Source organism: Heyndrickxia sp. FSL K6-6286, from assembly GCF_038630395.1.
Lineage (GTDB): Bacteria > Bacillota > Bacilli > Bacillales > Bacillaceae_C > Heyndrickxia > Heyndrickxia oleronia.
The window spans coordinates 312,765-339,201 of the sequence record NZ_CP152029.1; the positions used below are offsets into that span (position 1 = coordinate 312,765).

At 35.4% G+C, this 26,437-nt stretch carries 30 protein-coding genes; 27 read left to right on the top strand and 3 right to left on the bottom strand.

What is annotated here, in order from left to right; genetic code table 11:
* Window positions 1–5: 5 nt before the first annotated feature.
* The 17 genes from MHI39_RS01735 to MHI39_RS01815 all read left to right on the top strand — a co-directional run bounded on the left by MHI39_RS01735 (window position 6) and on the right by MHI39_RS01815 (window position 12,978).
* Window positions 6–389 (top strand): DUF302 domain-containing protein, encoded by a 384-nt coding sequence (locus tag MHI39_RS01735; RefSeq protein WP_342540579.1) that lies wholly within the window; start codon window positions 6–8, stop codon window positions 387–389.
* A 276-nt stretch (window positions 390–665) separates the two neighbouring features.
* Window positions 666–929, top strand: a complete 264-nt coding sequence (locus MHI39_RS01740; protein ID WP_058004244.1) for a metal-sensitive transcriptional regulator — start codon at window positions 666–668, stop codon at window positions 927–929.
* A gap of 71 nt (window positions 930–1,000) precedes the next feature.
* Entirely contained in the window at window positions 1,001–1,360 is a 360-nt protein-coding gene (locus MHI39_RS01745; RefSeq protein WP_058004316.1) for a rhodanese-like domain-containing protein, read from the top strand.
* A gap of 18 nt (window positions 1,361–1,378) precedes the next feature.
* Window positions 1,379–1,675: a rhodanese-like domain-containing protein gene (locus tag MHI39_RS01750; RefSeq protein ID WP_058004243.1), complete on the top strand. Its 297-nt coding sequence runs from the start codon at window positions 1,379–1,381 to the stop codon at window positions 1,673–1,675.
* Between the two features lie 52 nt (window positions 1,676–1,727).
* Complete coding sequence (locus MHI39_RS01755; protein ID WP_071977365.1) at window positions 1,728–2,303, top strand: sulfurtransferase TusA family protein; 576 nt, start codon at window positions 1,728–1,730, stop codon at window positions 2,301–2,303.
* A 12-nt stretch (window positions 2,304–2,315) separates the two neighbouring features.
* Window positions 2,316–2,549 carry a glutaredoxin family protein gene (locus MHI39_RS01760; protein ID WP_058004241.1) on the top strand — a complete coding sequence of 78 codons (234 nt, stop codon included), beginning with the start codon at window positions 2,316–2,318 and terminating at the stop codon, window positions 2,547–2,549.
* A 12-nt stretch (window positions 2,550–2,561) separates the two neighbouring features.
* Window positions 2,562–2,957: a DsrE/DsrF/DrsH-like family protein gene (locus MHI39_RS01765; protein ID WP_058004240.1), complete on the top strand. Its 396-nt coding sequence runs from the start codon at window positions 2,562–2,564 to the stop codon at window positions 2,955–2,957.
* Window positions 2,958–3,040: 83 nt separating this feature from the next.
* Window positions 3,041–4,168 (top strand): MBL fold metallo-hydrolase, encoded by a 1,128-nt coding sequence (locus tag MHI39_RS01770; protein ID WP_342540583.1) that lies wholly within the window; start codon window positions 3,041–3,043, stop codon window positions 4,166–4,168.
* 18 nt (window positions 4,169–4,186) lie between these two features.
* Window positions 4,187–4,414: a sulfurtransferase TusA family protein gene (locus tag MHI39_RS01775; protein WP_058004238.1), complete on the top strand. Its 228-nt coding sequence runs from the start codon at window positions 4,187–4,189 to the stop codon at window positions 4,412–4,414.
* Window positions 4,415–4,498: 84 nt separating this feature from the next.
* On the top strand, window positions 4,499–5,275 hold the full coding sequence (locus MHI39_RS01780; protein WP_342541408.1) for a sulfite exporter TauE/SafE family protein: 777 nt from the start codon (window positions 4,499–4,501) through the stop codon (window positions 5,273–5,275).
* A gap of 128 nt (window positions 5,276–5,403) precedes the next feature.
* Window positions 5,404–6,264, top strand: a complete 861-nt coding sequence (locus MHI39_RS01785) for an AraC family transcriptional regulator (protein ID WP_342540584.1) — start codon at window positions 5,404–5,406, stop codon at window positions 6,262–6,264.
* A gap of 275 nt (window positions 6,265–6,539) precedes the next feature.
* Window positions 6,540–7,142 carry a hypothetical protein gene (locus MHI39_RS01790; protein WP_341041118.1) on the top strand — a complete coding sequence of 201 codons (603 nt, stop codon included), beginning with the start codon at window positions 6,540–6,542 and terminating at the stop codon, window positions 7,140–7,142.
* Window positions 7,143–7,160: 18 nt separating this feature from the next.
* Complete coding sequence (locus MHI39_RS01795) at window positions 7,161–7,853, top strand: AIM24 family protein (protein ID WP_212946157.1); 693 nt, start codon at window positions 7,161–7,163, stop codon at window positions 7,851–7,853.
* A 76-nt stretch (window positions 7,854–7,929) separates the two neighbouring features.
* Complete coding sequence (locus tag MHI39_RS01800) at window positions 7,930–8,739, top strand: lysozyme inhibitor LprI family protein (protein ID WP_342540585.1); 810 nt, start codon at window positions 7,930–7,932, stop codon at window positions 8,737–8,739.
* Window positions 8,740–8,940: 201 nt separating this feature from the next.
* Window positions 8,941–9,399 (top strand): MarR family transcriptional regulator, encoded by a 459-nt coding sequence (locus MHI39_RS01805; protein WP_342540586.1) that lies wholly within the window; start codon window positions 8,941–8,943, stop codon window positions 9,397–9,399.
* A gap of 4 nt (window positions 9,400–9,403) precedes the next feature.
* Window positions 9,404–11,128: an ABC transporter ATP-binding protein gene (locus MHI39_RS01810; protein WP_058004231.1), complete on the top strand. Its 1,725-nt coding sequence runs from the start codon at window positions 9,404–9,406 to the stop codon at window positions 11,126–11,128.
* On the top strand, window positions 11,125–12,978 hold the full coding sequence (locus MHI39_RS01815; protein ID WP_342540587.1) for an ABC transporter ATP-binding protein: 1,854 nt from the start codon (window positions 11,125–11,127) through the stop codon (window positions 12,976–12,978). Before MHI39_RS01810 ends, MHI39_RS01815 begins: the two co-directional genes overlap by 4 nt.
* Window positions 12,979–13,030: 52 nt before the next feature.
* On the opposite strand, the gene MHI39_RS01820 is transcribed toward MHI39_RS01815, so the two are convergent.
* On the bottom strand, window positions 13,031–13,585 hold the full coding sequence (locus MHI39_RS01820) for a flavodoxin family protein (RefSeq protein ID WP_058004229.1): 555 nt from the start codon (window positions 13,583–13,585) through the stop codon (window positions 13,031–13,033).
* Between the two features lie 392 nt (window positions 13,586–13,977).
* Here MHI39_RS01820 and MHI39_RS01825 point away from each other — a divergent pair, with 392 nt between their 5' ends.
* The 6 genes from MHI39_RS01825 (at window position 13,978) to MHI39_RS01850 (ending at window position 19,013) form a co-directional block, all read left to right on the top strand.
* A complete protein-coding gene (locus tag MHI39_RS01825; RefSeq protein WP_342540588.1) occupies window positions 13,978–14,460 on the top strand; it encodes an SRPBCC family protein in 483 nt (160 codons plus the stop codon).
* A gap of 321 nt (window positions 14,461–14,781) precedes the next feature.
* Window positions 14,782–15,087: a hypothetical protein gene (locus tag MHI39_RS01830; protein ID WP_342540589.1), complete on the top strand. Its 306-nt coding sequence runs from the start codon at window positions 14,782–14,784 to the stop codon at window positions 15,085–15,087.
* A gap of 209 nt (window positions 15,088–15,296) precedes the next feature.
* Window positions 15,297–17,270 (top strand): translation factor GTPase family protein, encoded by a 1,974-nt coding sequence (locus MHI39_RS01835; protein WP_342540590.1) that lies wholly within the window; start codon window positions 15,297–15,299, stop codon window positions 17,268–17,270.
* A 141-nt stretch (window positions 17,271–17,411) separates the two neighbouring features.
* The gene (locus MHI39_RS01840; RefSeq protein ID WP_058004225.1) at window positions 17,412–17,726 is read left to right on the top strand and encodes a PadR family transcriptional regulator; all 315 of its coding nucleotides are present in this window, start codon (window positions 17,412–17,414) and stop codon (window positions 17,724–17,726) included.
* A 13-nt stretch (window positions 17,727–17,739) separates the two neighbouring features.
* Window positions 17,740–18,381, top strand: coding sequence for a hypothetical protein (locus MHI39_RS01845; RefSeq protein ID WP_058004224.1), 642 nt, complete (start codon window positions 17,740–17,742; stop codon window positions 18,379–18,381).
* A gap of 20 nt (window positions 18,382–18,401) precedes the next feature.
* Window positions 18,402–19,013 (top strand): DedA family protein, encoded by a 612-nt coding sequence (locus tag MHI39_RS01850; protein ID WP_342540591.1) that lies wholly within the window; start codon window positions 18,402–18,404, stop codon window positions 19,011–19,013.
* A 67-nt stretch (window positions 19,014–19,080) separates the two neighbouring features.
* Here the strand turns inward: MHI39_RS01850 and MHI39_RS01855 are convergent, their stop codons facing one another.
* Window positions 19,081–20,307 carry an MFS transporter gene (locus MHI39_RS01855; protein ID WP_078110414.1) on the bottom strand — a complete coding sequence of 409 codons (1,227 nt, stop codon included), beginning with the start codon at window positions 20,305–20,307 and terminating at the stop codon, window positions 19,081–19,083.
* Between the two features lie 14 nt (window positions 20,308–20,321).
* Window positions 20,322–20,999 carry a FadR/GntR family transcriptional regulator gene (locus tag MHI39_RS01860; protein WP_071977355.1) on the bottom strand — a complete coding sequence of 226 codons (678 nt, stop codon included), beginning with the start codon at window positions 20,997–20,999 and terminating at the stop codon, window positions 20,322–20,324.
* 487 nt (window positions 21,000–21,486) lie between these two features.
* Between MHI39_RS01860 and MHI39_RS01865 the strand changes: the two genes are divergently transcribed.
* The 4 genes from MHI39_RS01865 (at window position 21,487) to MHI39_RS01880 (ending at window position 25,968) form a co-directional block, all read left to right on the top strand.
* Window positions 21,487–22,188: a response regulator transcription factor gene (locus MHI39_RS01865; protein ID WP_058004220.1), complete on the top strand. Its 702-nt coding sequence runs from the start codon at window positions 21,487–21,489 to the stop codon at window positions 22,186–22,188.
* The gene (locus tag MHI39_RS01870; protein WP_278892102.1) at window positions 22,185–23,174 is read left to right on the top strand and encodes a sensor histidine kinase; all 990 of its coding nucleotides are present in this window, start codon (window positions 22,185–22,187) and stop codon (window positions 23,172–23,174) included. The genes MHI39_RS01865 and MHI39_RS01870 overlap by 4 nt, the downstream gene beginning before the upstream one ends.
* Window positions 23,175–23,279: 105 nt before the next feature.
* On the top strand, window positions 23,280–24,053 hold the full coding sequence (locus tag MHI39_RS01875; protein ID WP_278892103.1) for an ABC transporter ATP-binding protein: 774 nt from the start codon (window positions 23,280–23,282) through the stop codon (window positions 24,051–24,053).
* Window positions 24,025–25,968 carry an ABC transporter permease gene (locus MHI39_RS01880; RefSeq protein WP_342540592.1) on the top strand — a complete coding sequence of 648 codons (1,944 nt, stop codon included), beginning with the start codon at window positions 24,025–24,027 and terminating at the stop codon, window positions 25,966–25,968. Before MHI39_RS01875 ends, MHI39_RS01880 begins: the two co-directional genes overlap by 29 nt.
* The last annotated feature ends 469 nt before the right edge of the window (window positions 25,969–26,437 follow it).

The following is a 26,437-nucleotide window of genomic DNA, read 5'->3' on the forward strand; positions in this document are numbered from 1 at the left end:
TCAATATGTTTGATTACACAATTGAAACAGATAAAAGTATGCCAGAAGCAATTGCAGCCCTCGAGGAAAGCTTGAAAAAGGAGCAATTTGGAGTCTTATCTACATTTGATATGAAGGAAAAGCTGAATGATAAAGGATTAGACTTTTCAAGAGAGTTTAAAGTCCTTGAGGTATGTAATCCATATGAAGCTTATCGTGTACTAAGTGAAAATCAAATGGCCGGTTATTTTCTGCCATGTAAAATAGTAGTGTTTGAAGATAATGGGAAAACTAAAATCGGCATGCCTCGACCTACATCACTAATTAGCATGTTACATGATGAAAAGATGCAGCGTTTAGCAGAGGATATTGAGAAACGATTAATAGTCTGTATTGATTATTGTAAATAAAGAAATATATTTTTAGTTGACAACATACCCATATGGGTATATGATTAGTTTTGTTAAGTCATTTTACAAATAAATAGATGATCTTTGAAATAAGGTCATTTTAAAAAAAGGCTGTCTTAGTATAGTTTGTTGTTTAAGTAAAGACTTAATAAAGAATTACATGAGTTTACTGCTCTTTTCTCAGTGAAATGAAAGGTGAGAGCAGTCTACAATAGTTGATACTTTACTTAAATAGCAGAGCCTTAATAAATATATTGTGCGAAGGGAGGAAAGGGAATGGAATATAATGATCAAATGAAAAATCGAGTGAAACGCATTGAGGGTCAATTAAGAGGCATTTTAAGAATGATGGAAGAAACGAAAGACTGTAAAGATGTGATTACTCAATTATCCGCTGCAAGAACTGCAATTGATCGAACAATTGGTGTAATCGTAAGTTCTAATCTCGTTGAATGTGTAAAAGAAGCGAATGAAAATAATGGAGACAGTCCTGAGGAATTAATTAAGGAAGCTGTTAATCTACTCGTAAAAAGTAGATAAAGGGTCTGACACCCCTTTTATTTTTAAGGTTCTATATACCTATAGGGGTAATGGTAATTAAAAAGGAGAAGATGTTGTTGAGCTATATAATTTTTGGTGTGATTGTTATTTTTATTGTATTTCGCTTTTTGCCAACAAAGGGAGTAAAGAACATAACGATTAGTCAGTTAAAACATGAATTAGAAGATCATCAAAATAAACAATTTATCGATGTGCGTACACCGGGCGAGTTTAAAGGATATCATATCCCTGGATTTAAAAATATTCCACTTCAACAGCTATCACAAAAAGCACAAATTCTATCAAAAGAGAAAGATGTTGTGGTTATATGTCAAAGTGGGATGAGAAGCCAACAGGCGAGTAAAATGCTAAAAAAATTAGGTTTTAAACATATAGCCAATGTAAAAGGCGGAGTAAGTAGCTGGAGATAAGTAAATGGAGGGAATAAAGTGAAACAACTATCAACAACTGAAGTGAAACAATTACTTGAAAGTGGTAAGTCTTTAAATCTAATCGATGTTCGTGAGGTGGATGAAGTAAAAGAAGGTAAGATACCAGGTGTTGTAAATATTCCTCTAGGTTTATTGGAAGCACGTATGCATGAATTAGATAAATCAAAGGAATATATTATGGTTTGTCGCTCTGGAGGAAGAAGTGGACGTGCGACACAATTTCTTGAAAGTTGGGGCTATCAAGTAATTAACATGTCTGGTGGTATGCTAGAGTGGGATGGTGAAACAGAATAAAAATTTTTGGAATACAATATACCTATAGGGGTAGTAGTATGGAGGTTATCATATGGAATCATTAAAAACCAATTTCACATTGGATGCAAAAGGGCTAGCTTGTCCAATGCCAATAGTTAAAACGAAAAAGGCAATGAATGATTTAGCAGCTGGTCAAGTATTAGAGGTTCAAGCCACTGATAAGGGTTCAAAAGCAGATATGAAAGCCTGGGCAGAAACAACTGGCCATCAATATCTAGGGACAATTGAAGATGGAGATGTATTGAAACATTATTTGAGAAAGTCTTCGAATGAAGAATCGGATGAGCGAAAACATCCCCATATTTTAAGTAATGAAGAATTAGAAAAGAAGTTAGAAGAAAATGCTGATTTCGTCTTAATCGATGTTCGTGAAGTTGCCGAATATGTATTTAATCATATACCAAATGCCATCTCTATTCCATTAGAAGATTTAGAAAGTCGTTTAGATGATCTCAATAAAGAGGCGGAAATTGCTATTATTTGTCGTACAGGGAATCGGAGTGATCTTGCTGCACAAAAATTAGCAGCGAAAGGCTTTAAGAAGGTATTTAATGTTGTTCCTGGGATGAGTAACTGGCTAGGTAAAACGATTAATATCAACAGCTAGGAGGTAATCAATATGGAACCTGTTACTGTTTACACAACTAACCAATGTGTATATTGTGTCATGTTAAAAAACTTTTTATTGGATCAAAACATTCCATTTAAAGAGATTAATGTAGACCAAAATCCGAGAATTGTTCAAAAACTAATTGATATGACAGGGAAAATGGGAGTCCCTCAAATAGAGATTAATGGCAAATGGGTTGTCGGTTATGACCCAAATCAAATAATGAAAGCATTAGAAAACTAGGAGGAAATGAACATGAATAAAAAGGTAGCAATTATTGCAAGTAATGGTGGACTATTTGATGCATATAAGGTGTTTAATATTGCAACAGCTGCAGCAGCAACTGATCAAGAGGTAGCTATCTTCTTTACTTTTGAAGGTTTAAATTTAATTCATAAGGAAGCTCATAAGCAACTTCCAATGCCTGAAGGAAAAGAACACTTTGCTGAAGGGTTTAAAAAGGCAAATGTACCATCTATCCCTGAGTTAGTTGAAATGGCTCAAGAAATGGGAGTGAAATTTATCGGTTGTCAAATGACAATGGATGTTATGGGACTTGAAAAGGAATCATTTGTCTCAGGAATTGAAGTTGGTGGAGCCGTTACATTTTTAGATTTTGCTAAAGATGCTGATATTACATTAACATTCTAATTGATAGGGGGTAAAGCCCCCTATTAAATCAAAGATAAGAGTATTTTTTTTAGTATCAAATATACCTAAGGGGGTAATTTGGAATGACGGTTCATATGTTAACAGCTAAGGATGTAACTAGAAGGATTGTTGCTAAAGAAAAATTGTTTATTTTAGATGTACGCAATCATTCAGAATTTGCGGATTGGAAAATTACAGGGGAATTCTTTGACCATTTAAATATTCCTTATTTTGAATTGCTTGATGGGGTAGAGGGAATTCTTGATCGTATTCCAACTGAACAAGAGGTATTGGTGGTTTGTGCGAAGGAAGGCTCCTCTGTCATGATCGCGGAAATGTTATCCGAAGCAGGTCTAACTGTGTCCTACTTAAAAGGTGGAATGAAAGCTTGGAGTGAGTATTTAGAGCCAGTAAAAGTAGGCGACTTGATCAATGGCGGCGAAGTATACCAATTTGTTCGAATGGGTAAAGGTTGTTTATCCTATATGGTTATATCAAATGGAGAAGCAGCGGTAATAGATGCCACACGCATGATTGATATTTTTATAGATTTTGCGAAAAGTAAAAATGCAACAATAAAGCATGTTTTCGATACGCATCTTCATGCGGATCATATTTCAGGGGGGAGAAGCATTGCCAACGAAATGAATGCGATCTATTGGCTACCGTCTAAAGATGCAACAGAAGTTACATTTAGTTATCAAGCATTAGAAGACGGAAGCGATGTAATGATTGGAAATACAAGTATTCATATTCATGCTTTATACACACCGGGCCATACCATTGGCTCAACGTCATTTATCATTGATGACCAATATTTATTAACAGGGGATATTTTATTTATTGATTCAATCGGAAGACCAGATCTAGCTGGGATGGCGGAAGATTGGGTCTCTGATTTAAGAGACAGCCTGTATACCCGTTATAGAGAATTATCAGAAGAGCTAATTGTTCTACCAGCTCATTTCATGATTATTGATGAGTTGAATGATGATGGCAGTGTTTCAGAGAAGCTAGGAACTTTGTTTAGAAAGAATCATGGCTTAAGCATAGAGGATGAAAGGGAATTTAGAAGGCTAGTAACCGAGAATTTGCCCCCTCAACCAAATGCGTATCAAGAAATTCGACAAGCAAATATGGGGAAATTTTCCCTTGATGAAGAAAAGCAACGCGAAATGGAAATTGGGCCAAATCGTTGTGCGGTTCGGTAGAATAGGAGGAATAGAGAGATGGAAGTGACAAAAATTCTAGATGCAAAAGGGCTGGCATGTCCAATGCCAATCGTGAGAACAAAAAAAGCAATGGATGAACTGAACCTTGGAGAAATTTTAGAAATTCATGCAACTGATAAAGGTGCAAAGAATGACTTGGCTGCATGGACTAACACAGTTGGTCATGAGCTTATAAAACAAGAAGAAATTGATGGAATTCTAAAATTTTGGATTAAAAAAGGCTAGTAGTGACATGTGAAGTAACATTAGTAAAATGCTTTAAATAAAAGGAACCGATTATGGTTCCTTTTTTAAAGGAGGTAAACGGTGATGGATATGGGCCTTATTGTTACCATTTTCTTCATTGGCTTTGTAGGTTCATTTATTTCGGGGATGTTAGGTATAGGTGGGGCGATAATTAACTACCCTCTATTATTATATATTCCTGCAATTCTCGGAGTTGCACATTTTAGTGCTCATGAAGTGTCAGGCATCACGGCAATTCAAGTGTTCTTCGCAACGATAGGTGGTGTATGGGCTTACCGAAAGGGTGGGTATTTAAATAAGACTTTAATTGGCTTTATGGGCATTAGTGTCCTCATTGGAAGCTTTGTAGGGGGCTTTGGTTCGACACATATGTCTGAAGGTGGAGTGAATATCATTTATGGGATATTGGCACTGCTTGCAGCAATTATGATGTTTGTTCCTAAAAAAGGAATAGATAATATTCCACTAAATCAAGTGAAATTTAATAAATGGTTAGCTGCACTGCTTGCATTCGTTATAGGAATTGGTGCAGGAATTGTAGGAGCAGGTGGCTCATTTTTATTAGTACCGATTATGCTAGTTGTTTTAAAGATCCCTACAAAAATGACGATTGCTTCCTCTTTAGCCATCACTTTTCTCTCATCGATCGGATCCGCTACTGGAAAAGTATCGACGGGACAAGTGGAGTATTTGCCAGCATTAATTATCGTTATTGCAAGTATTATCGCTTCACCAATAGGAGCTAAGATCGGAAAAAATACTAATACGAAGGTTCTTCAAGTTATTTTATCCATTTTAATTTTTGTAACTGCAGCAAAAATTTGGCTAGATATATTATAATTTGAATGATGAGTCTATTCTATTTATTGTAATAATCTATGATATTGCCATTTACTGTCCGAACAAAGCATAAAATAACAGGATATAAATGGTTCCCCCTTTTAAAATGTAATTAAGGAGTGAGTGACATGGCATGGATCGAATCTTTGCAAAAGGCAATCAATTATATGGAGGATCATTTGCTTGAGGATATAACAATTGAAAGTATTGCTAGACATGCAAATGCATCAAGCTTTCATTTTCAGCGAACATTCTCCGTCCTAACGGATGTATCGGTAGGTGAATATCTTCGTAGGAGGCGTTTAACTTTAGCTGCTGAAGAACTATCGCGTACTGATTGTAAAATTATTGATCTTGCCTATAAATATGGTTATGACACTCCCGAGGCTTTTACTAAAGCTTTTCGAAGACAACACGGTGTTACTCCCAGTGATGCTCGAAAAGGGATAGGAAAGCTGCAATCCTATAATCGCCTGATTATTCAGGTCAATCTGAAAGGGGTAGAACCAATGAAATATCGTATTGTGGAAGAAGCTGCATTTCAAGTAGTTGGATTAAAGAGGGAATATTCTTATGAGAATGAAGAAAATTTAATCGGTATCCCAAAATTTTGGGAGGAAGTCAATGAGAATGGTACCGACGGTTTATTGTATAAGGTGAATAATGGACCAATTAAAGGGGTGCTGGGAATCTGTGTTGATAATATTGCTGATCAATCAAAGAAAATGGAGTATTGGATCGCATCTGCAAGTAATGGGGAAGTGCCGGAAGGGTTAGATAGCTTTGAAATTCCTGCTTCAAAATGGGCAGTGTTTGAGGTTCATGGTCCGATGCCTGGTGCAATGCCAAAGGTATGGAAACAAATATTCTCAGAATGGTTTCCTTCCAGTGGATATGAGCATGCCGGTACACCTGAATTAGAGGTCTACTCAGAAGATGATCCATCAAGTCCAGATTTATATTCCGAAATATGGATTCCAGTGAAATAGGTAAGGATAAAATGAACAGCCCGAAGCAAAAAATAGCTTCGGGCTTTTTTTATTGGGCTCTTTTCTTAAACATTGTTGCTATTTTAAATGTTTCATTTCGCGGAGAAAAGAGCTGCAAAATTCATAAGAATCGCTGAATTCTTTATTGGATGTAATAGCCGGTAGTTGGGCTCTTACAAAAGCAACAATCTATACGAAATCAGTCTTATATTTAAATAAAAGAACATGAAACATTTTCAATGGTTCATTCGTAAAATCTTGTAGGGTGATTTATTATGGAAATAATGTTTAATATCCTATTTAGTATCGTTCTAGCTTGTATAACCGGAATGTTAATTCGTTATAATTTCCAATTAAGAAATGCAATAAATCTTAGTCAGGAAGCACTTTATCCTTCTAATGAAGATTATCATGCCATTCGGTTTTTGCCAGAAATGAAGATCGAGAAACCATTAAAGAAGGATTCTAGAGGATACCGTTTGGCTCAATGGACGACTGTGCTAACTATTTGTCTATTTGTAGTATTCGTCATTGTTACTTTTACTACAAATTGGTTCCACTCCTCCTATTTTACATTGTCGGTTCTTTTTTATTTATTTACTACATCCATTAAACTACAAGATTCATTTTTTATCGTTAAAGAGGGAATGGTTATGAATGGAAAATTCTATCATTACTCAGCCATCGATTCCTTTGAAATAGAAGAGATTAAGAAATGGCATAAATTTTATGGGCTTCATGAAGATGTAAATCACGGATATCATTTAGAAATTAAGTTAAAAAAAAGACTTTTTTCAAAAAAATATTCTATTATCATAACAGATAAAGTGGTTTTACAAAAAATTGCTACATACCTGGAGAACAATGTTTGTTATTAAAAGGGAGGATGATTTATGGTGAGCAAATATTCAATTGACCAATTTATTCAACAAACAGAACAGGAGGATAAAGGCGAAGGATTTTTTGAATTAGAAACACCTCGTATTCTTGAAGTAAACTTAGATGGGCAAGTATGGGCAAAAGCGGGTTCAATGGTCTCTTACACTGGGAAAATAAAGTTTGAACGTGAGGGGATTTTTGAGCATGGTTTAGGCAAAACATTTAAAAAGGCATTTACGGGTGAAGGAACATCCCTAATGAAGGCAAATGGGAATGGGAAATTATATCTTGCTGATTCAGGTAAAAAAGTAATTATTCTCCACTTACAGAATGATGCCATTTTTGTTAACGGAAATGATTTACTCGCATTTGAACCAAGTATCAAATGGGACATTAAATTAATGAAAAAAGTGGCTGGAATGATGGCGGGAGGATTATTCAATGTCCGTTGTGAAGGAACCGGAATGGTTGCGATCACTACCTATTATGAACCACTTACTTTAAAGGTGACACCAGGAAAACCTATTATTACAGATCCAAATGCAACGGTCGCTTGGTCGGGAGATTTAAAGCCGGAGTTTCAAACAGATATTTCCTTCAAGACTTTCTTAGGTAGAGGAAGTGGTGAATCTATTCAGATGAAATTTGAAGGAGAAGGTTTTGTTGTTGTTCAACCATATGAAGAGGTACATATGAAACAGAATAGTTGATGAAATATATTAAAGAGGTGTGTCTGAAACTTAAATTTTTCGGATACCCCCTTAATTTTGAATGGAGGATATAAATGTGAAAAAGGGATTGCTCCTTATTGTTGCATCTATAATATTTGCAGGTTGTAGTAATGGTATATATGATAAAGCGATGAAAAAGGCACAAGAAGCATTAGAGAGTGGTGAATTTGAAAAAGCTGCTGCCTCCTATGCTCTTGCATTAGACGAAAAACCTGAAGATAAAAATATAAAGGAATTATATGAAAACACAGAAGCACTTATTCAGGTTAAACAAGCGATTGAACAGGATGAATGGGATAAAGCCATTGAAAAGGCAAACCAAATTAGAGATAAAAAATCGTTATCTGGTCATTTAAAAACTGAATTAGATAAGTATGCAAAGCTAGCAGAAGAGAACAAAAAGGCGAATGCGAATCAAAAAGTCATTAAACAAAACAATGAATCTCAAAATCTAAATCAAGAAAAAAGTGATTCTAAAAACAAAACTATTAGTCATTCGAATGCAGGCCAAAGAAATGAATTTCTAGCAAAACTTGATTCGATTGAATATGGAATGTCTGACTTAGATGGTTTATATAAAAATGAAAATACGGTAGAAATGAAACAAGCAGAACATGAACGATATGAAAGATGGGATCATGCATTAAATGATGTTTATAATCAACTAAAAATGACGTTGCCATCTGATGAGATGGAGAAGTTAAAGCATAAGCAAAGACAATGGATAACATATAGAGATGAGACTGCGCTACAAGAATCTTCAAAATATAAAGGGGGTACTCATGAACAAGTAGAGTATCTTAGTGTAGCTGCTCGTGTAACGAAAGAAAGATGTTATGAACTTGTAAAAACCTATATGCAATAAAGGATTATTGCCTAAAAATAAGACGATTAAGAGGTCTGATTTCACATGAAATGGTGATTCAGGCCTCTTTGCGTGGAACAAAAAGATAGTTATGAACAAAAATTAAACGATTGACTTGAAGAATCTAAAGGAGTAAATTTATTGTATGATTTTAAACAGTTCATAAATGAACAATTCGAAACAGAACAGAAAGGATAAGTTATGAGTAGCATTAAATTAATTGAAATTCTCCAAGCATTTGATCGTGTTCAACAAAATTCACGTAAAATTTTCCAGAAAACGGCTGCAGACAATAATCTTTCCATGCCGCAATTAGTGATTCTAATGAAGATAGCTCCTAGAAGGAAAATGACTCAAAAGGAATTGGCGAAGGAAAGCTATATTCCTAAAAGCACATTAAGTCAGGCTATTGATGGTTTAGTCTTAGCAGATTTAATTCATCGCCATCCGGTTGAGGATAATCGTAGGGAAATGCAACTGATACTTAGCGAAAAAGGCAAGGAATTTTTTGAGAAAATCTGGTTACGAGAGGGAAGCATTCATCATGGTTTTGAGTTAGCGCTCCAAACATTTACTGAAAAGCAACGTGATGATTTCCTTTATTCCCTCGAGAAAATTGCACTTTTTTTAGAAAAAGAAATGACTGAAAAAGGAGAATGATGGGATGATTAAACTACTAAAAAATCTTACGTTTTATAAATGGATCGTTCTAGCTGTATTTGGACTTGTGTTTATCCAATCCATGTCAGATCTTTATTTACCAACTTTGATGGCGGATATTATTGATAAAGGGGTGGTTGTGGGAGATACACCATATATTTGGAAAATTGGAGGGCTAATGCTTCTGGTAGCTGCATTTGGTGCTTTTGCATCGGTCATTGCAAGTTATTATTCATCTAAAGCTGCGATGGGACTAGGACGGGATATTCGTCGAAAAGTCTTTACTCATGTAGAGAAGTTTTCACTTCAAGATGTTGATCACATAGGTACTGCCTCCCTCATAACAAGAACCACAAATGATATTACACAAGTACAGCAAGTTGTCATCATGATGTTGCGTATGGTTATAAGTGCGCCAATTATGTTTATAGGCGGTCTGATTATGGCATTGTCAAAGGATGCAAAGCTGTCTCTTATTATAGTGGTTACTATTCCATTATTAGTTGGTTCCATTCTTCTTATAATGAATAAAGGAATTCCGCTTTTTAAAGCTGTACAAACACGTCTGGATCGATTGAATTTAGTATTACGGGAAAATTTGACTGGTATTCGGGTCATCCGTGCATTTAATCGTGAAAAGGAAGAGAAGATTCGTCTCCAAAAGGCGAATAAGGATTTAACCGATGTTTCAATAAAAGTGAATAAAGTAATGGCACTCTTGATGCCTGTAATGATGCTTGTAATGAATTTAACTGTTGTAGGCGTTATTTGGTTTGGTGGAATTCGGATTAATAATGGAGCCATGGAAGTTGGGGATCTAATGGCTTTCATCCAATATATTATGCAAATCATGTTTGCACTTGTCATGGCATCCATGATGTTTGTCATGATTCCGCGTGCAGCTGTCTCTGCAAAACGTATTAATGAGGTTCTTGAGATGGAGCCGACCTTTTTAGATGATGGAACAAAGGAGGCTAATCGTAACCGAGGCACCCTTGAGTTTGATCAAGTATCTTTCAGTTATCCTGGAGCTGAGGAACCTGCTTTATCAAATATTAGCTTTAAAGCGAATACAGGTGAAATTACCGCAATTATTGGTGGGACTGGTGCTGGTAAATCTACTCTTGTTAACTTAATTCCACGTTTTTATGATGTAACAAGTGGTTCGATACGAGTAAATGGTATTGATGTTCGTGATGCATCACAGGAAGAAATTCGTTCAAAGATTGGTTTCGTTCCACAAAAGGCGCTCCTATTTACAGGAACGATTGCTGATAATATTCGTTTTGGAAAAGAGGATGCCACCCAAGAAGAAATTGAGTATGCCGCTAATATAGCTCAGGCAGATGATTTTATTAATAATATGGAAAACAAATATGAGTCGTTGATTACTCAAGGTGGTTCTAATGTGTCAGGTGGGCAAAAACAGCGCTTATCTATTGCCCGGGCACTTATTAGAAAACCAGATATCTATATTTTTGACGATAGTTTCTCAGCATTGGACTATAAAACAGATGCTAAACTACGTGAAGCGCTAAAAAGCGAGATTGCCCATGCAACTGTAATTCTTGTCGCTCAACGTGTGAGTACGGTCATCGATGCAGATCGAATTATTGTACTCGATAGGGGAGAAGTTGCTGGTATTGGAACACATGAAGAGTTGTTAGAGAACAATGATGTCTATCGTGAAATTGTTGAATCCCAGCTTCAAGAGGAGGAAATTGCATGAGTAAAAGAAAAGCAAGACCTCAAGGCGGTGGACCTGGTCATGGCGGCGGGCACATGATGATGGGACAACAGAAAGCGAAAGATTTTAAAGGAACATTATGGAGATTACTAAGCTATTTAAAACCATTTCGAAATCGTTTAATTGCTGTAATTGCGGCAGCGATTATGAGTACAATTTTTATGATTGCAGGACCAAAAATAATGGGGAATGCCATTACTAAATTATTTGAAGGGATCTATGGGAAACTAACCGGCATACCCGGAGCAGAAATTGATTTTGGGGCTGTTGGACAGTTGTTACTTTTATTAGCTGGACTATATGTCATTAGTAGTTTATTTAGTTATATTCAGCAGTACCTAATGTCAATTGTTGCCCAAAAAACTGTTTATCAATTAAGAGAAGATGTGAACCAAAAGTTAGAAAAACTTCCACTTAAATATTATGATGGTCGTGCAAATGGTGAGACATTAAGTCGTGTAACGAATGACGTAGATTTAATAGGGAGTACCCTTCAACAAAGTGCGACTCAGTTTATTACATCTATTGTGACCATTGTTGGAATCATTATTATGATGCTGACGATCAGCCCACTTCTGACATTGATATCGATCATTAGTTTGCCGTTATCGATTTTTGTCATTCGACCTGTATTGAAGAGATCACAGAAGCATTTTATGGATCAACAGCGCTCACTTGGTCAGTTAAACGGACATATTGAAGAAATGTATACAGGTCATCAAGTGGTGAAGGCTTTTGGTCATGAGAGAAAAGCGATTGCTCAGTTTGATGAGGTGAATGAAGAATTATATCAAGCAGGAAGGAAAGCTCAATTTATCTCGGGAATTATTATGCCGATGATGTTTTTTATTGGGAATTTGAGCTATGTCCTGATTAGCATAATTGGAGGAATCTTAGTCATTAAGCGATCAATTTCAATAGGAGATATCCAAGCATTTATTACGTATTCACGCCAGTTTACGCAACCGATTACTCAGACTGCTAATATTGCTAATATCATTCAATCTACAGTTGCAGCGGCAGAACGGGTTTTTGAATTATTGGATGAAGAAGAAGAAATCCCGGAATCAAAGGTAGCTAGTCTCACTGAGGCAAAGGGTGCAGTGACATTTGAACATGTTGATTTTGGTTACGGGAAGGACTTGTTAATAAAGGATATGAATATTGATGTAAAACCAGGGCAAACCGTTGCAATCGTAGGACCAACAGGAGCAGGAAAGACAACCTTAATCAATCTTTTAATGAGATTTTATGAATTAAATGGCGGGAAAATAAAAATTGATGGTATTGATACACGGGAAATTTCACGTGAAGATTTGCGAACAACATTTGGAATGGTTCTACAGGATACATGGCTGTTTAATGGAACCATTAAAGAAAATTTGGCTTACGGAAAAATTGGGGCAACAGATGAGGAAATTTATCAAGCTGCCAAGGCAGCTCGTGCGGACCATTTTATTCGAACACTCCCCGAAGGCTATGACACAGTTTTAAACGAAGAAGCTTCGAATATTTCTCAGGGGCAAAAACAGCTCCTTACGATTGCCCGAGCGATACTTGCAGACCCACCTATTATGATATTAGATGAGGCGACATCGAGTGTTGATACACGGACCGAGCTACTTATCCAACAAGCAATGAATCGATTAATGGAGGATCGAACTAGCTTTGTCATTGCTCATCGTCTTTCAACAATCAGAGATGCTGATCTAATTCTAGTCATGAATCAAGGAAAAGTGATTGAACAAGGTACACATCAAGATTTATTAGAGGTAGATGGATTTTATGCGGATCTTTATAATAGCCAATTTTCTAAAACAGCTGCCGTATAGATAGCTACATGATAATTTGAAGGGTTGTCTAATAAGGGGATGTGCCCCTTTACTAATTAGACAACCCTTCTTTTAGCTTTTTTTGAATTTGTTCAGCTGCATATAAAGCATTTTTATCCTCTGCAATATCGCCAGGTTTATTTCCCTCACCTAGGATATAGCCCTCAAATGTGATTCCCATAAAATCAAAGATATGCTGGAATTGCTGAATCATCGGAAGTCCTTTAATATTTGGTTGGTCTCCGCCAACAGCTATAACGTATGCCTTTTTTGTGGCCATTTTTTCTTTGAATTGCGGATAATTTATGTCACGCAATGTTTGTGACCAACGATCAATAAAATTTTTCATCACACCAGACATACTATACCAATAAATAGGGGTAGAAAAAATGAAAATGTCATGAGGTAAAATCCGTTCAATAATTGCGTTATAATCGTCATTCACTTCATGAAATCCCTCTGTTGCATGTCGTCCATCCACTATGGGCTGAATCGTATAATCTGTTAAAAATATGCTTTCCACTTCTAAGCCTTGAATAGTGTACTTAGTTAATTCTTCTGAATTTCCATTTGTTCTAGTCCCACCATAAATAACGGCAATTGACATGAATAAGTCTACTCCTTTTCTTCTTTTTATAAAGGTTGTTTTTGTATGGAGATTGTAGCTCTTTTCCCAGTAAAATTTAAAGGTGTAGCGATTTTCAGTGAATAGTTTTAGTTAAAACTTTACTTAAAATAGCAACAATGTATGAGAAAAGAGTCTTTATCATTGATATTTTATAATGGGATTATAAATCAATAAAGATGATTATTTCGATCGTTTCAATCGAAAATAATGATTTTTAATAGTTTACCACTTGATATCCGATCTAAATTTAACAGATAGATTTAGTAAAAAGATAAAGTAAATGAGTCTTTTGAAATAGAATGTCTTTTTTAAGATAAAATTAATCATGTCTGTGGATATATAATCATGCTAATAAAAGAGGAGTGAAGTGAATGTTAGCTACTATAAAAAAGGTTGATGATTATTACATTGCTAGATATGAACACCATTTTCCACACGATTTAGAAAAAGTGTGGAGGATGCTAACAGATAATGAAGAATTAAAAAAGTGGTTTTCAGAATTAAGAGTTGCCGATCTTCGTGAGGGTGGGCTGATTACGTTTAATATGGGGGATGGCACCTTTGCGGAGATGCAGATTACTGAACTGAAAATGTATTCCGTATTGGAGTATACATGGGCTGCAGACCGTGTCCGTTTCGAATTATATAAAGAGCCTGAAGGATGTTTATTAATCTTTATTGAGACGATAAAGGAAATAACGAATCACACGCCAAAGGATCTTGCAGGATGGCATGTTTGTCTACAGGTTATCCAGGCATTATTAGATGGAAGAACTGTACAATCACGAAAACATGAGTGGGAAATCTGGTATGAGAAGTATAAACAAGCGATAAAAAGTATAGCAGAGGACTAATATCCTTATTTCTGTTAGGTTAAGCATGAAGTGAAATCAGTTTCAAATTTGTTTGAGGCTGATTTTTTATGACTAGGGATAATCTTTATAATGAAAGGTGTAGAGCCTTCAACCGATCGTTATTCGTTAAAACTTTACTTTAATAGAAATAATATTTCGAAAAGTGCCAATATTAAAGTCTAAAAACTTCTATTTAAAAAAGCCAACAAATGACTAAGTCCGTGCTTCAGAACCTTCTAATAAATTTTTTTATTATTCAGTTAATAATTCTCCCTTTTGGACATACTTTTACTATAAGGATGTTCTAGGGGTGATGGAGAGATGATGAAACTTGTTAAGCTAGCTGATATTTGCTGGGAAGGCCTTACTTTACAGCATGTTTCAAGAAAAGAGATTGTGTTTCCTTATTTATTGTTTATATTAATGACACTTCTTTTTGAATTGTTTCTAGCCGTTTTGTTGGTTGTTACCAGTGTTTTAATCTATATGTACGATTATCCCTTTAATACTGATTTCTTTATATGTGCTGGAATTTTAATCTTAATGTCTTTCTTATCTATTGCTATATTTTTAACCCTGGTGAGACGAAAAGGCGTTGCCGAAAAAAGTGAATATTTGTCTTATTGAAGTGGAAGTTTTAAAATTCACAAATTCAATGGCTATTTAATAGTTATAACCTGATAAATGGAGATCAGGTTATTTTTATTGGAAATTTTACAAGTATTTACAATAATTATATAATAGATTTACAAAATTGATTGGAGTGATTCTAATGCGGCAATTTATCAAAAGAAAAGAGGAATTTAATTTGAGAAACGAAATGAGGATATTCATTCATGAAAATAATAAATATAGGGATCGTAGCGCATGTAGACGCTGGAAAGACGAGTTTGACTGAACGTATCTTATTTGAGACTGCTGTGATTGATACGATCGGAAAGGTCGATCATGGAAATACTCAAACAGACTCAATGGAATTAGAAAGAAGAAGAGGGATTACGATTAAGGCATCAGTCGTTTCTTTTTTTCTAAAAGATGTAAAGATTAATTTAATTGATACTCCTGGACATGCAGATTTTATTGCGGAAGTGGAGCGATCCCTCTCCGTTTTAGATGGTGCGATTCTTGTCATTTCTGCTGTGGAAGGGATCCAAGCCCAGACTAAAATATTAATGAGCATTCTTAAAAAGTTAAGGATACCGACCCTCATTTTTATCAATAAAATTGATCGCATGGGGGCAAAGTCAACGAGATTAATTGAGAATATAAAAGAAAAACTGATAGAAAATATTATTCCGTTATATACCGTAGAAAAATTGGGAACGAAGGAAGCCAAGATTGTTCAAAAACAATTTAATGCAGCATCAGATCCTTATTTTTTTGAAGAGAGTCTATTGGCATTGAATGACGATTTTTTATTAGAAGCTTACGTAAACGAGAGAAAAATCACAGAAGAACAAATAAAAGCCATCATGATCAATCGAATAAAGGAAGGTAAGCTCTGTCCTATTTATTTTGGCTCAGCTATGACTGGTATTGGTGTAAGGGAATTGCTTAATGGGGTTGAAACGATGCTTCCCGTTAGTCATGGTTTAGAAAAAGAGTCATTATCAGGGACAGTGTTCAAGATTGAGAGAGAAGCATCAGGTGAAAAGATTGCGTATATTAGAGTTTTTTCTGGGACCATTCATGTTAGAGAATATGTAAAGATCAATCGAAAAAATATAGAAAAGACAATAAATACACACACTGAAAAAATTAAAAAGATTCACCAATTCTATAACGGAAGCAGTGTGATATCGCCAAAAGTAATAGCCGGGGACTTTTGTAAAGTTTGGGGCTTGAAGGATATTAAAATTGGCGATCTTGTAGGTGAATGGTCCGATAAAATCATGAATATTCCTTTTGCGGCCCCGCAGCTAGAAACACAGATTAAACCAGTACAAAAGGAAAAAACGCATGATCTTTATCAAGCATTGATGGAAATGTCTGAGGAGGATCCTCTTATACATGTATTAAAGGATGACTTTCATCATGACCTCTTCATCCGTATATTTGGAGAAGTTCAAAAAGAGGTTATTCACTCGGTTTTAAAAGAGAAATATCATGTAGAAGTTACCTTTTCTGAAACAAGAGTCATCTGTATTGAAAAACCAAAAGGGATCGGTCAGGCATTAGAAAGAATGGGGGAGGCAGATAACCCCTTCTATGGGACAGTGGGTTTTCGAGTAGAACCTGGTGAATTTGGTAGCGGTAAGACCTATAAACTAGGAGTGGAACTCGGTTCTTTGCCTTTGGCGTTTCATAAAGCCATTGAAGAGACGGTTTTTGATGTATTAAAGCAAGGATTGTTTGGATGGGAAGTAGAAGATATTGTCGTAACTCTTACACATACTGGATATGCAAGTCCCGTCACAACAGCGAGTGATTTTAGAAAGTTAGTTCCATTAGTATTAATGGAGGCACTTGTGAAAGCGGGCACGGATGTATATGAGCCAATGAACAAATTTGAATTAAGTGTTCCTGCTAACTCTATTAGCCAAGCAATGTTTAAACTTTCAGCGATTCAGGCAGAATTTACAGAACCATTCTTTCGTAGGGATTCCTATATTCTGAAAGGGACGCTTCCTATGGCTGTAACTGAGAAATTCAAGAGAAATCTTTACTCATTTACAGAAGGTGAAGGTATATTTATTGCCAAACCATATGGATATAAAAAAATGGTGAGTGATTTTCCAGTAAGAAAACGAGTAGACTTTAATCCTCTAAATAGGAAAGATTATTTACTACATGTAATGAAGGCATATTAGGCCAAAATCCACTGTTCTTAGAACAGTGGATTTTTTTAATGAAGAATATATATCATTAAATAGTACCTTGCATTTTTAAGTAATATAACATATGATAATTAAGTACTTAATAATGTAAGGTAGTTTGTGGAGGTCTTAATTTTGAATAAAGAAATGCTGAAAGGAACGATTGATCTTCTCATTCTTTCCATTCTTAAAGAAAAAGAGAATTATGGCTATGAAATTTCCAAAGAGATAAAAGAACGTACAGAAGGTATGTTTGAAATTCAGGAAGCGACACTTTATCTATCCTTGAAGCGATTAGAGAAGCAAGGAGCAATTACATCTTATTGGGGAAATGAAAGCCATGGTGGGAGACGCAAATATTATGCCATTACAGAAGACGGTTTTGTTTTATTACAAAGGTTTATTCATGATTGGAATCAAATGACGAAAATGGTTGACCGTTTTATTTAAGGAGGAATGGTGTATGAGTAAGATAATGAGAAAAGTATTTTGCTTACGTGATATAAAATATAGCTGGCTTCTCTTACTATCGATAGCTTTCTGCTTCTTAGTCTTCTATATTGATCGGTCTGATATGAAGGATCCAGGATGGTTGACAATTGGCTATCTTTTAGCTTTTGCACTGGCAGTAGTATGGGGAGTGATTAATTATATAGGGCATATTCGTATGAATGTTATGTATCAAAAGCAAAACAATATTCAGGCTTATGTTGAAAACCTAGCAATGGGTAAGGAGGATAAATTAGAACTACAACATTATTTGGAAGACTATGCAGCCGACTTAATTATGCAAGGTAAGCCAAAAAATGAAGCTGCAAAGGAAGCGATTAACCAATTCAAGGTTCAGGAAATTTTATCCTTATCAAAAGATACCATGCTTTTTAACCTACATGCTCATTATTATTTAATAGGCTGGGCGATCCTAGCAGCCATTGTAGATATTATCATATGGTTGCTATATGGGGGGTTCTATCCTTCGTCACAGTTATTATTGATCATCGGTCTCATACTTATTGCTTATGGGATGGGATTTATTGCTTTATTCTGTGGTTATAAACTAATGGATTCATTCATTTATCGTAAAATTAATGAACAATTAACATGATAAAAAAGGGGTGTGAGCAAATGGAAGCTTGGATAACAAATATAATGGATGAGTTCGGGTATGTCGGGATTTTTCTTTTAATCGCATTAGAAAATATCTTCCCACCGATCCCATCAGAGGTCATTCTTACATTTGGAGGTTTTATGACTACCTCCTCTGATTTAAGTGTAATGGGGGTAATTATTGTATCGACCTTGGGATCAGTTTTTGGTGCTATTGCTCTTTATGGAATTGGGCGTCTTCTCGATGTGGAGAGATTAGAAATAATTATTGAAAAATGGGGACATATACTGCGCTTAACAAAAAAAGATCTTCATAAGGGAAATGATTGGTTTAATAAATATGGGATATGGACGGTTTTTTTCTGTCGCTTAATTCCTTTAATTAGAAGCCTAATTTCGATACCAGCAGGAATGTCACATATGAATATTGGTTTATTCCTACTATTTACTACTATAGGGACATTAATATGGAATACCATTTTAGTGAATGTAGGTGCTGCAGTTGGGGCTTCATGGGAAACAATAGTTGGATATATGGATGTCTACTCAAATATCGTCTACGCGATATTAGCCGTGCTGATTATTTTATTTGTCATTTTATTTATCAAAAAGAGATTAGCCAAACAATAGAGATCTTTTATCCATATATAAAAATAAGACACAGAGAACCATTTTCTCAGTGTCTTATTTTGTATGATTAACCATCATGCTTAACTTTTATAAATTGATCTTTTCCAGCACTCATACCAGAAACTAAAATAAGAAAGGAGGCAATAATTAGCATCCATAAAGGTAGAGACCAGCTATGTGTAAGATCATGTAATATACCAAATAATGTAGGACCAATGGCTGCAAGCAGATAGCCAAATGATTGGGCCATCCCTGAAAGCTCAGCTGCTTCATGTGTACTTCGGGTCCGTAAACTGAAAAACATCATAGCTAAGCTGAATGCTGCTCCCCCAGCAATACCTATAATAATGATCCATAATGGTATAAGTGCTACACTTCCATAAAGAACCCCAAACATTCCTACGATAAAGAAAAGAGCAGTAAGAACAACTAAAGCAAGCTGATTTTTCATTCTACCGGCAATAATTGGCACGATAAAAGTAAAGGGAATGATAGCAAACTGCATTAACGATAACATCCATCCGGCTGAATTGGAGCTGACCCCTTGTTCTTTAAGGATTTCAGGAAGCCAAGCAACAATTGTATAAAATATCAGTGACTGTAATCCCATAAAGAGAGTTATCTGCCAAGCCAAACCTGATTTCCATAAATTCACTGAAGATTGTTGATTCGTTTTTGTTTCTGCCTTTATTTTATGAGTACGAATTTGTGGGATCCAAAATAGGATAGCGATAAATGCGATAAATCCCCAGTAGCCTAATGCACCATGCCAACCGATTTTTGATGAAACAGGTACACTTAATCCTGATGCAATCGCAGCACATAAATTCATGGCAACAGCGTAAACACCTGTCATCAATCCTATTTTTTTCGGGAATCTCTGTTTAATGATACTTGGTAGTAATACATTACCAAACGCAATTCCTAATCCGAGTAGGACGGTCCCTCCAAATAAAGTCCAGACGCTTTGTAAGGTTCTTAACGTGATGCCAACTGCTATTAAAATTAATGAAGTAAAGAGAACAGTCTCCATTCCAAATTTGCGTGAAAGTTTTGGTGCAAAAGGTGAAAGGAGGGCGAAGGCAAGAAGTGGAACAGTTGTTAGTGTCCCTGCCAATGTATTTGATATTCCTAAACTGTCCCGAATTGGGGCAACTAATGGTCCGACTGATGTCAATGGTGCTCTAAGGTTTGCAGCAATAAAAATAATTCCAATGATAAATAATATCGCTTTTGATTTTACACTTACTGTTGATGTATGTTCTTGGTGAACCGATACTTGTTGTGAACTCATGATGCACCTCCCGTTTATGTTAAAGTTTCTTTAAATTGAGCAATATATTCATTAACAGCTGCCATTGCTTGATCTGTATTTTGATCGATAATGGCATGGACAAGTCTTTTATGTGGATCAATATGAAAATCAACATCATTCGTCATTTCAGCAAGGTTTTCAATAGAAGCTTGAATAGAGGTAGTCATATGGTCATACAAGTCTATTAATATGCTGTTATGAGTAGCATCTACAATTGCTTTATGGAGAAGCATATCTGATAATACATACTCTCTCCGATCCTTTTGTTTAGCAGCCGTTTGACATTTTTTTAGCAGGATTCTTAATTGCTCGATATCTTCGTTATTCCTTCTAATGGAAGCTAAATGTGCGGCTTCCCTCTCAAGTGCTTGTCGAACCTCCAAAGTTTCCAGAAGACTCGCCTTTTGAATTCGTTTTTCTAGTGCAGCTCCAAGCACACTGGATGTTAGTACATATGTACCACTACCTTGTTTTGTTTGAAGAAGCCCTGCGTGGACTAGAGCTCGTATCGCTTCACGTAATGTATTCCGGCTTACATCAAATTGTCCCATTAATTCTAATTCTGGAGGAATGCGGTACCCAATTGGCCATGTACCAGATTCAATTAAGGCCTCCATTTGTGCTACTACTTGTTCAACAAGAGATAAGCGACTGGTTTTTGAAATTTCCATAGTACACCTCTAAAATTTGTAGGATGATTGGTTCATAGGCTAATTTATCATAGCGTGAATAAAATGTAAATGATTTTTATTTCTTAGCTGAGAAGAGAGATGGCTAATTTTAATTTGGTTTAATACAATTATTGAATTATTGATAGCTCCTTATTCTTTTAAGATGTGGCACAAATATATTTAGCCAGATGCCTCCTTGGGAAATAACATCATATAAGAAATGTAAATTTCCATTTGAAATTTAGGAATTTAAATAAGACAATGTAAGCAAAAGGAAAAGGCTATTTTCATAAAGTTTGATGTAAAAGATTCAGCGATTCTCATAAAGTTTGTAGCTCTTTTCTCAGCGAAATAAAAGGTGTAGCGGTCCTTCAGCTGATAGTTTATTTTTAAAAACTTTACTTAAATAGCAACAATGTTTTAGAAAAGGGCCAAGGGAATAGAAGGTTAATTACTCTTTAATAGCCAAAAAGACGAGGGATGAACATTGAACAAAGTATTAATCATAGAAGATGATGAGCAGATAAGCACTTTATTACAAGAATATTTGCAGAAATACGGTTATTCTGTGGAAATAGTGAATGATTTCGAAAATATACTACAGGCTTTTTTACAGGTCCAACCAGATCTTGTGTTATTAGATGTCAATCTTCCGCGTTATGACGGTTTTTACTGGTGCAGGCAAATCAGAACAAAATCAACCTGTCCTATTTTATTTATTTCAGCAAGAGCCGATAAAATGGATCAAGTCCTTGCTCTACAAAACGGTGCGGATGATTATATAACGAAGCCTTTTTATCCAGAAGTAGTGTTAGCAAAAGTAGAGAGCAATATACGAAGAGCATATGGTAGCTATGCGTTAGATAAAAAGATTAGAAAGCTTCACGTTTCGGGACTGACCCTTTTTCCAGAAACATTAGAACTTCAATATGGGAAGAGCAAAACGGAAATTAGTCTGAAGGAAGCTAATCTGTTGGAATTACTAATGGAGCATCCGAAACAGGTGGTTGGAAGAGTTCATATGTTAGATGTTTTATGGGATGATCATCAATTTGTAGGTGAAAACACATTGAATGTTTATATCACTCGGGTACGTAAACGATTAAAGGATTTGGGATTAGGTGATGTGATAGAAACAGTAAGAGGAGCAGGCTATCGATTGAATCTTTCAGAGGAGGATCAATCATGAAGCTCTTTTTGAAGGATCATCTTTTCTTAATTGTATTCAATATAATTCAGCTTTTATTGATCATTAGTATTTACTGGTTAAATGGAAATCATGATCTATCGATTGCACTTTATTCTCTCTTCTTTGGAGGATGTTTATTAATTGCTTATTTACTTTTTCGTTTTTTTACCCATTTTTCCTTCTATAAAAAGCTTTCCAAGCAAGAACCTATGCATACTCTAGAGGAGACGGTTCATGGGAAGGAAATTTTTGCAGTGCCAGTAGCATTACAGGAAGTTTTACAGAACCAATACCAACAATATAAGCAAGACATACATCGATATGAATACCAGCAGAGAAATCATCGAACCTTTACGAATCAATGGGTCCATCAAATGAAAACGCCCATTTCAGTTATTCATTTATTGCTGAAAGGTAAGATTGAGCCTATTTTTGATGATATTCATGATCAAGTAGATCGGATTGAAAAAGGATTGGAAATGATTTTATATATGTCTCGTTTGGATTCATTTGAACCGGATTTTCATATTGAATCGGTAGATTTGAAGAAACTTGTTAGTGAAGTGGTTCATGAAAACAAACGCTTACTCATTCGTAACGAGGTGTACCCTGTTATTGAAATATCAGAGACAATGGAAGTATTAACAGATGCCAAATGGTTAAGGTTTATTCTCAATCAATTATTAACGAATGCCGTTCGCTACTCGGCGGGTTATGGAAATTCAGTCGTTATTGCCGCAGTCAAAAAGGGTACAGAACAAATAATTGAGGTAAGGGATCAGGGGGTAGGGATCCCTAAGCAGGACATTGAGCGTGTGTTTGAACCTTATTATACTGGTGAAAATGGTCGCAAATATAAGGAGTCAACTGGTATGGGGCTTTATTTAACTGCTGAAATTTGTAAACAGTTAGGCCATGATATTTCGTTGAAATCGGTTGTTAACAAGGGAACGACTGTGAGTTTAAGTTTTAGAAATTTACAATAGATAACCTTACAGGGATGTAAGGTTATTGTAATTTTAATCGGTCGTTCATCTGTCTTTGTTTTAGTAAACTAAGTATCAATCGGACAACGAAAGGATGGAAAACGAGTGGAGATTGTAAAAATTAACCGATTATCAAAAATCTATAATGGAAAAGTAAACTATCGTGCATTAACTGATATTGATTTAACAATAAAGCAAGGTGAATTTGTTGGGATTATGGGTCCTTCTGGAAGTGGGAAAACCACTTTATTAAATTTAATTTCAACGATAGATCAGCCAACGTCTGGGGAAATTTTTATTAACGGGAAAAACCCCAATGGATTGAAAAAAAATGACTTAGCAAAGTTTCGTCGTCAGGAATTCGGTCTAGTTTTTCAGGATTTCAACTTACTTGATACATTAACAATTGGTGAAAATATTATACTTCCTTTAACATTAGATCGAAGAAGCAATAAAGAAATGGATGAAAAGCTGGCAACCATAGCAGAAAAGCTGGGAATAACCCAAATTTTAAATAAGCGAACCTACGAAGTATCTGGAGGGCAAAAACAACGTGCAGCGTTTGCAAGGGCAACAATTCATTCACCATCATTATTATTAGCAGATGAGCCGACAGGGAATTTAGATTCTAAATCCTCTCGCTCTGTCATGGAAATGATGGAAACTATTAATCAAACCGATCATACAACAATGCTATTAGTTACCCATGATCCACTTGCAGCAAGTTATTGTCATCGCATCGTTTTTATTAAGGATGGACAATTATACAATGAAATTTACCGTGGAGAAAATAGACAGGCATTTTTTCAGGAAATCATAGATACACTCTCTTTTTTAGGAGGCAATGCACATGAGCTTTCGTCAATTAGCGTGGAATAATGTGAAACGTAATTCACGGGCATATGCAGCCTATTTTTTGAGTAGTACTTTTTCTGTCATGATTTTTCTTTCTTATGCAGTATTTATGTTTCACCCTGAGCTAAAAAAAACAGAAATGGGACAAACAGCACAGGTTGGAATGAAAACGGGGGAATATGTCATCTTTTTCTTTTCCCTTTTATTTGTTTTATATTCCATTAGTGCCTTTTTAAAAGCGAGAAAAAAGGAGTTTGGTATTTTAACTATACTTGGTGCAGAACGTAGACAAGTAAATGGAATCGTATTTTTTGAGAATATGATCATTGGTTTTGCGGCGATTGTGATGGGAACCGTTATTGGCTTGATTTGTTCGAAGCTGTTTTTGTTATTTGCTTCAACGATGACAGGTATTGATAATCTGCCTTTTTATCTACCAGTGAAGGCAATTATATTAACATTTGCTTGTTTCTTTGGTTTGTTTTTGGGCATATCGATTATGACGATTCTCTTTTTACGACAACAACAGGCCCTTGAATTGCTTCTAGGAAATAGTAAGCCAAAAAAGGAACCAAAACTATCAATCCTCTTAGCCTTTGTTTGTATCATTAGCTTTGTAGGTTCGTTTTATTTGATGTTCCATGATTTAGGGAAAACCTATTTATATGTTTTAGGATTAGGTAGTATTGGCACGTATTTATTTTTTACACAGTTAAGTGTTTTTTCGATTAGATTGCTAAAAAAAAGACGTTCTTTTTTTAGAAAAGGAATTAATATGCTATGGATATCAGAGATGGCCTATAAGATGAAGGACAATGCACGAATGTTCTTTATTATTACAGTTGTTACCGCTATGGCCTGTGGGTTTGTAAGTCTGATCGTCAGTATGGGTAACGAAACGAGAGATTTATATAGAAAAAATCCATATGCGATCACCTATACTCCTTTTAATGAACAAGATCAAGAAAATTGGAAGAAGGATATCGAAGAGATTGATCAACAGTTGGAATCTGTTGGAGTAAAGTATGAAAAGCATGTTCAGCATTCACTACAATATACATTTAAAGAAACTTCATTTACAGTAATGAAAGCATCAGACTATAATCGTTACGCAGCGGATTATGGGTTATCAACGATATCTGTAAAGAATCATGAAGCCATCACCATTTTTAATTCTAAAAATATTGCACAGTTACACAATGATAGTAAGAAGGCCGTTGAGCATCAACAATCACTATCCAAGCTGACAGCAAAATCAACAAGCTTTAAAATAGCAGGGATTGAGGAGATTAATCTCTTGGATCGATTTGGATTTAGCTCGCTTTGTGTACTATCTGATGAAGACTTTAATGGTCTAGCTGCCTCTTTAACCAAGAAGGAGCAGGGGATGGATCTATCAGTTTTAATTAATTATTATATTCCTAGATGGGAGAATAATCAGCTTCCGACTGAAAAATCAGAGGAAATAATGATAACGAAGAAAATACCTGAAACGGTTGTCCATGGAGAAACGGGATATGCGATGCTACGTGGCTTACACTATTTAGAAGCAGAGCAAATGTATCGTTTAATCCAATTTATTTTTCTCTTTATTGCCATTTTGTTTTCGTTATCAACTGTGAGTTTTCTATATTTTAAACTATATACCGACCTTCAACAGGATCAAAAGATTTACCATTCTCTATCTAAAATAGGGCTTAGTCAAAAGGAAATGAATCGAGCAGCTACCATCCAGATGTTCGTTCTCTTTTTCCTACCGTTAATTGTAGCAGCTATAGGAACTCTCGTTACCGTTGCCATCATTCAAGGACAAGTTGGTCTTACAGTTACATTCAGCCCTTCTTTAATAGCGGTAGGTGCATTTGGTGCAGCTCAGGTGCTTTATTTTATCTTTGTTCGCATTTTATATCTTCGCCAATTAAATAGAGTAATGGTGTGAAGGATGATGGGTGTTGAAATAAGAAAATGGATCATTGTTGGACTGACTATAATTTTTATTGTTTCGGTAATTGGATATATTTTAGAGTAGAGATTAAATGAAAAAACTTCGTTGATAAAACACTCCCCCTAAGAACAAGTCAGTAGTAGACTTGCACTTGGGGGTTTTTGTGTTTTTAAAGAAAACTTGTGTATCTAACTTTAAATGTAGTCTTTACGAATAAGAGGGGAACCTATAGAGACCATTAAGTTTTTGAAGGTTTCTTTGAATAAAGTTTTTCCACAAATAAATGAGGAAATGAATGATTATTCTAAGCTTATTCATAAAATGATTCCCTCCATTTGAAAGTTAGATTGGTGAAAACACCATTACTATTATTTGTATTGACATTAAAAATATGTAACATATAGAAGTTTGTTTTCAATTACAGATGAGTTGTAAATTTATATCCACTAATTCGTATAAAAAA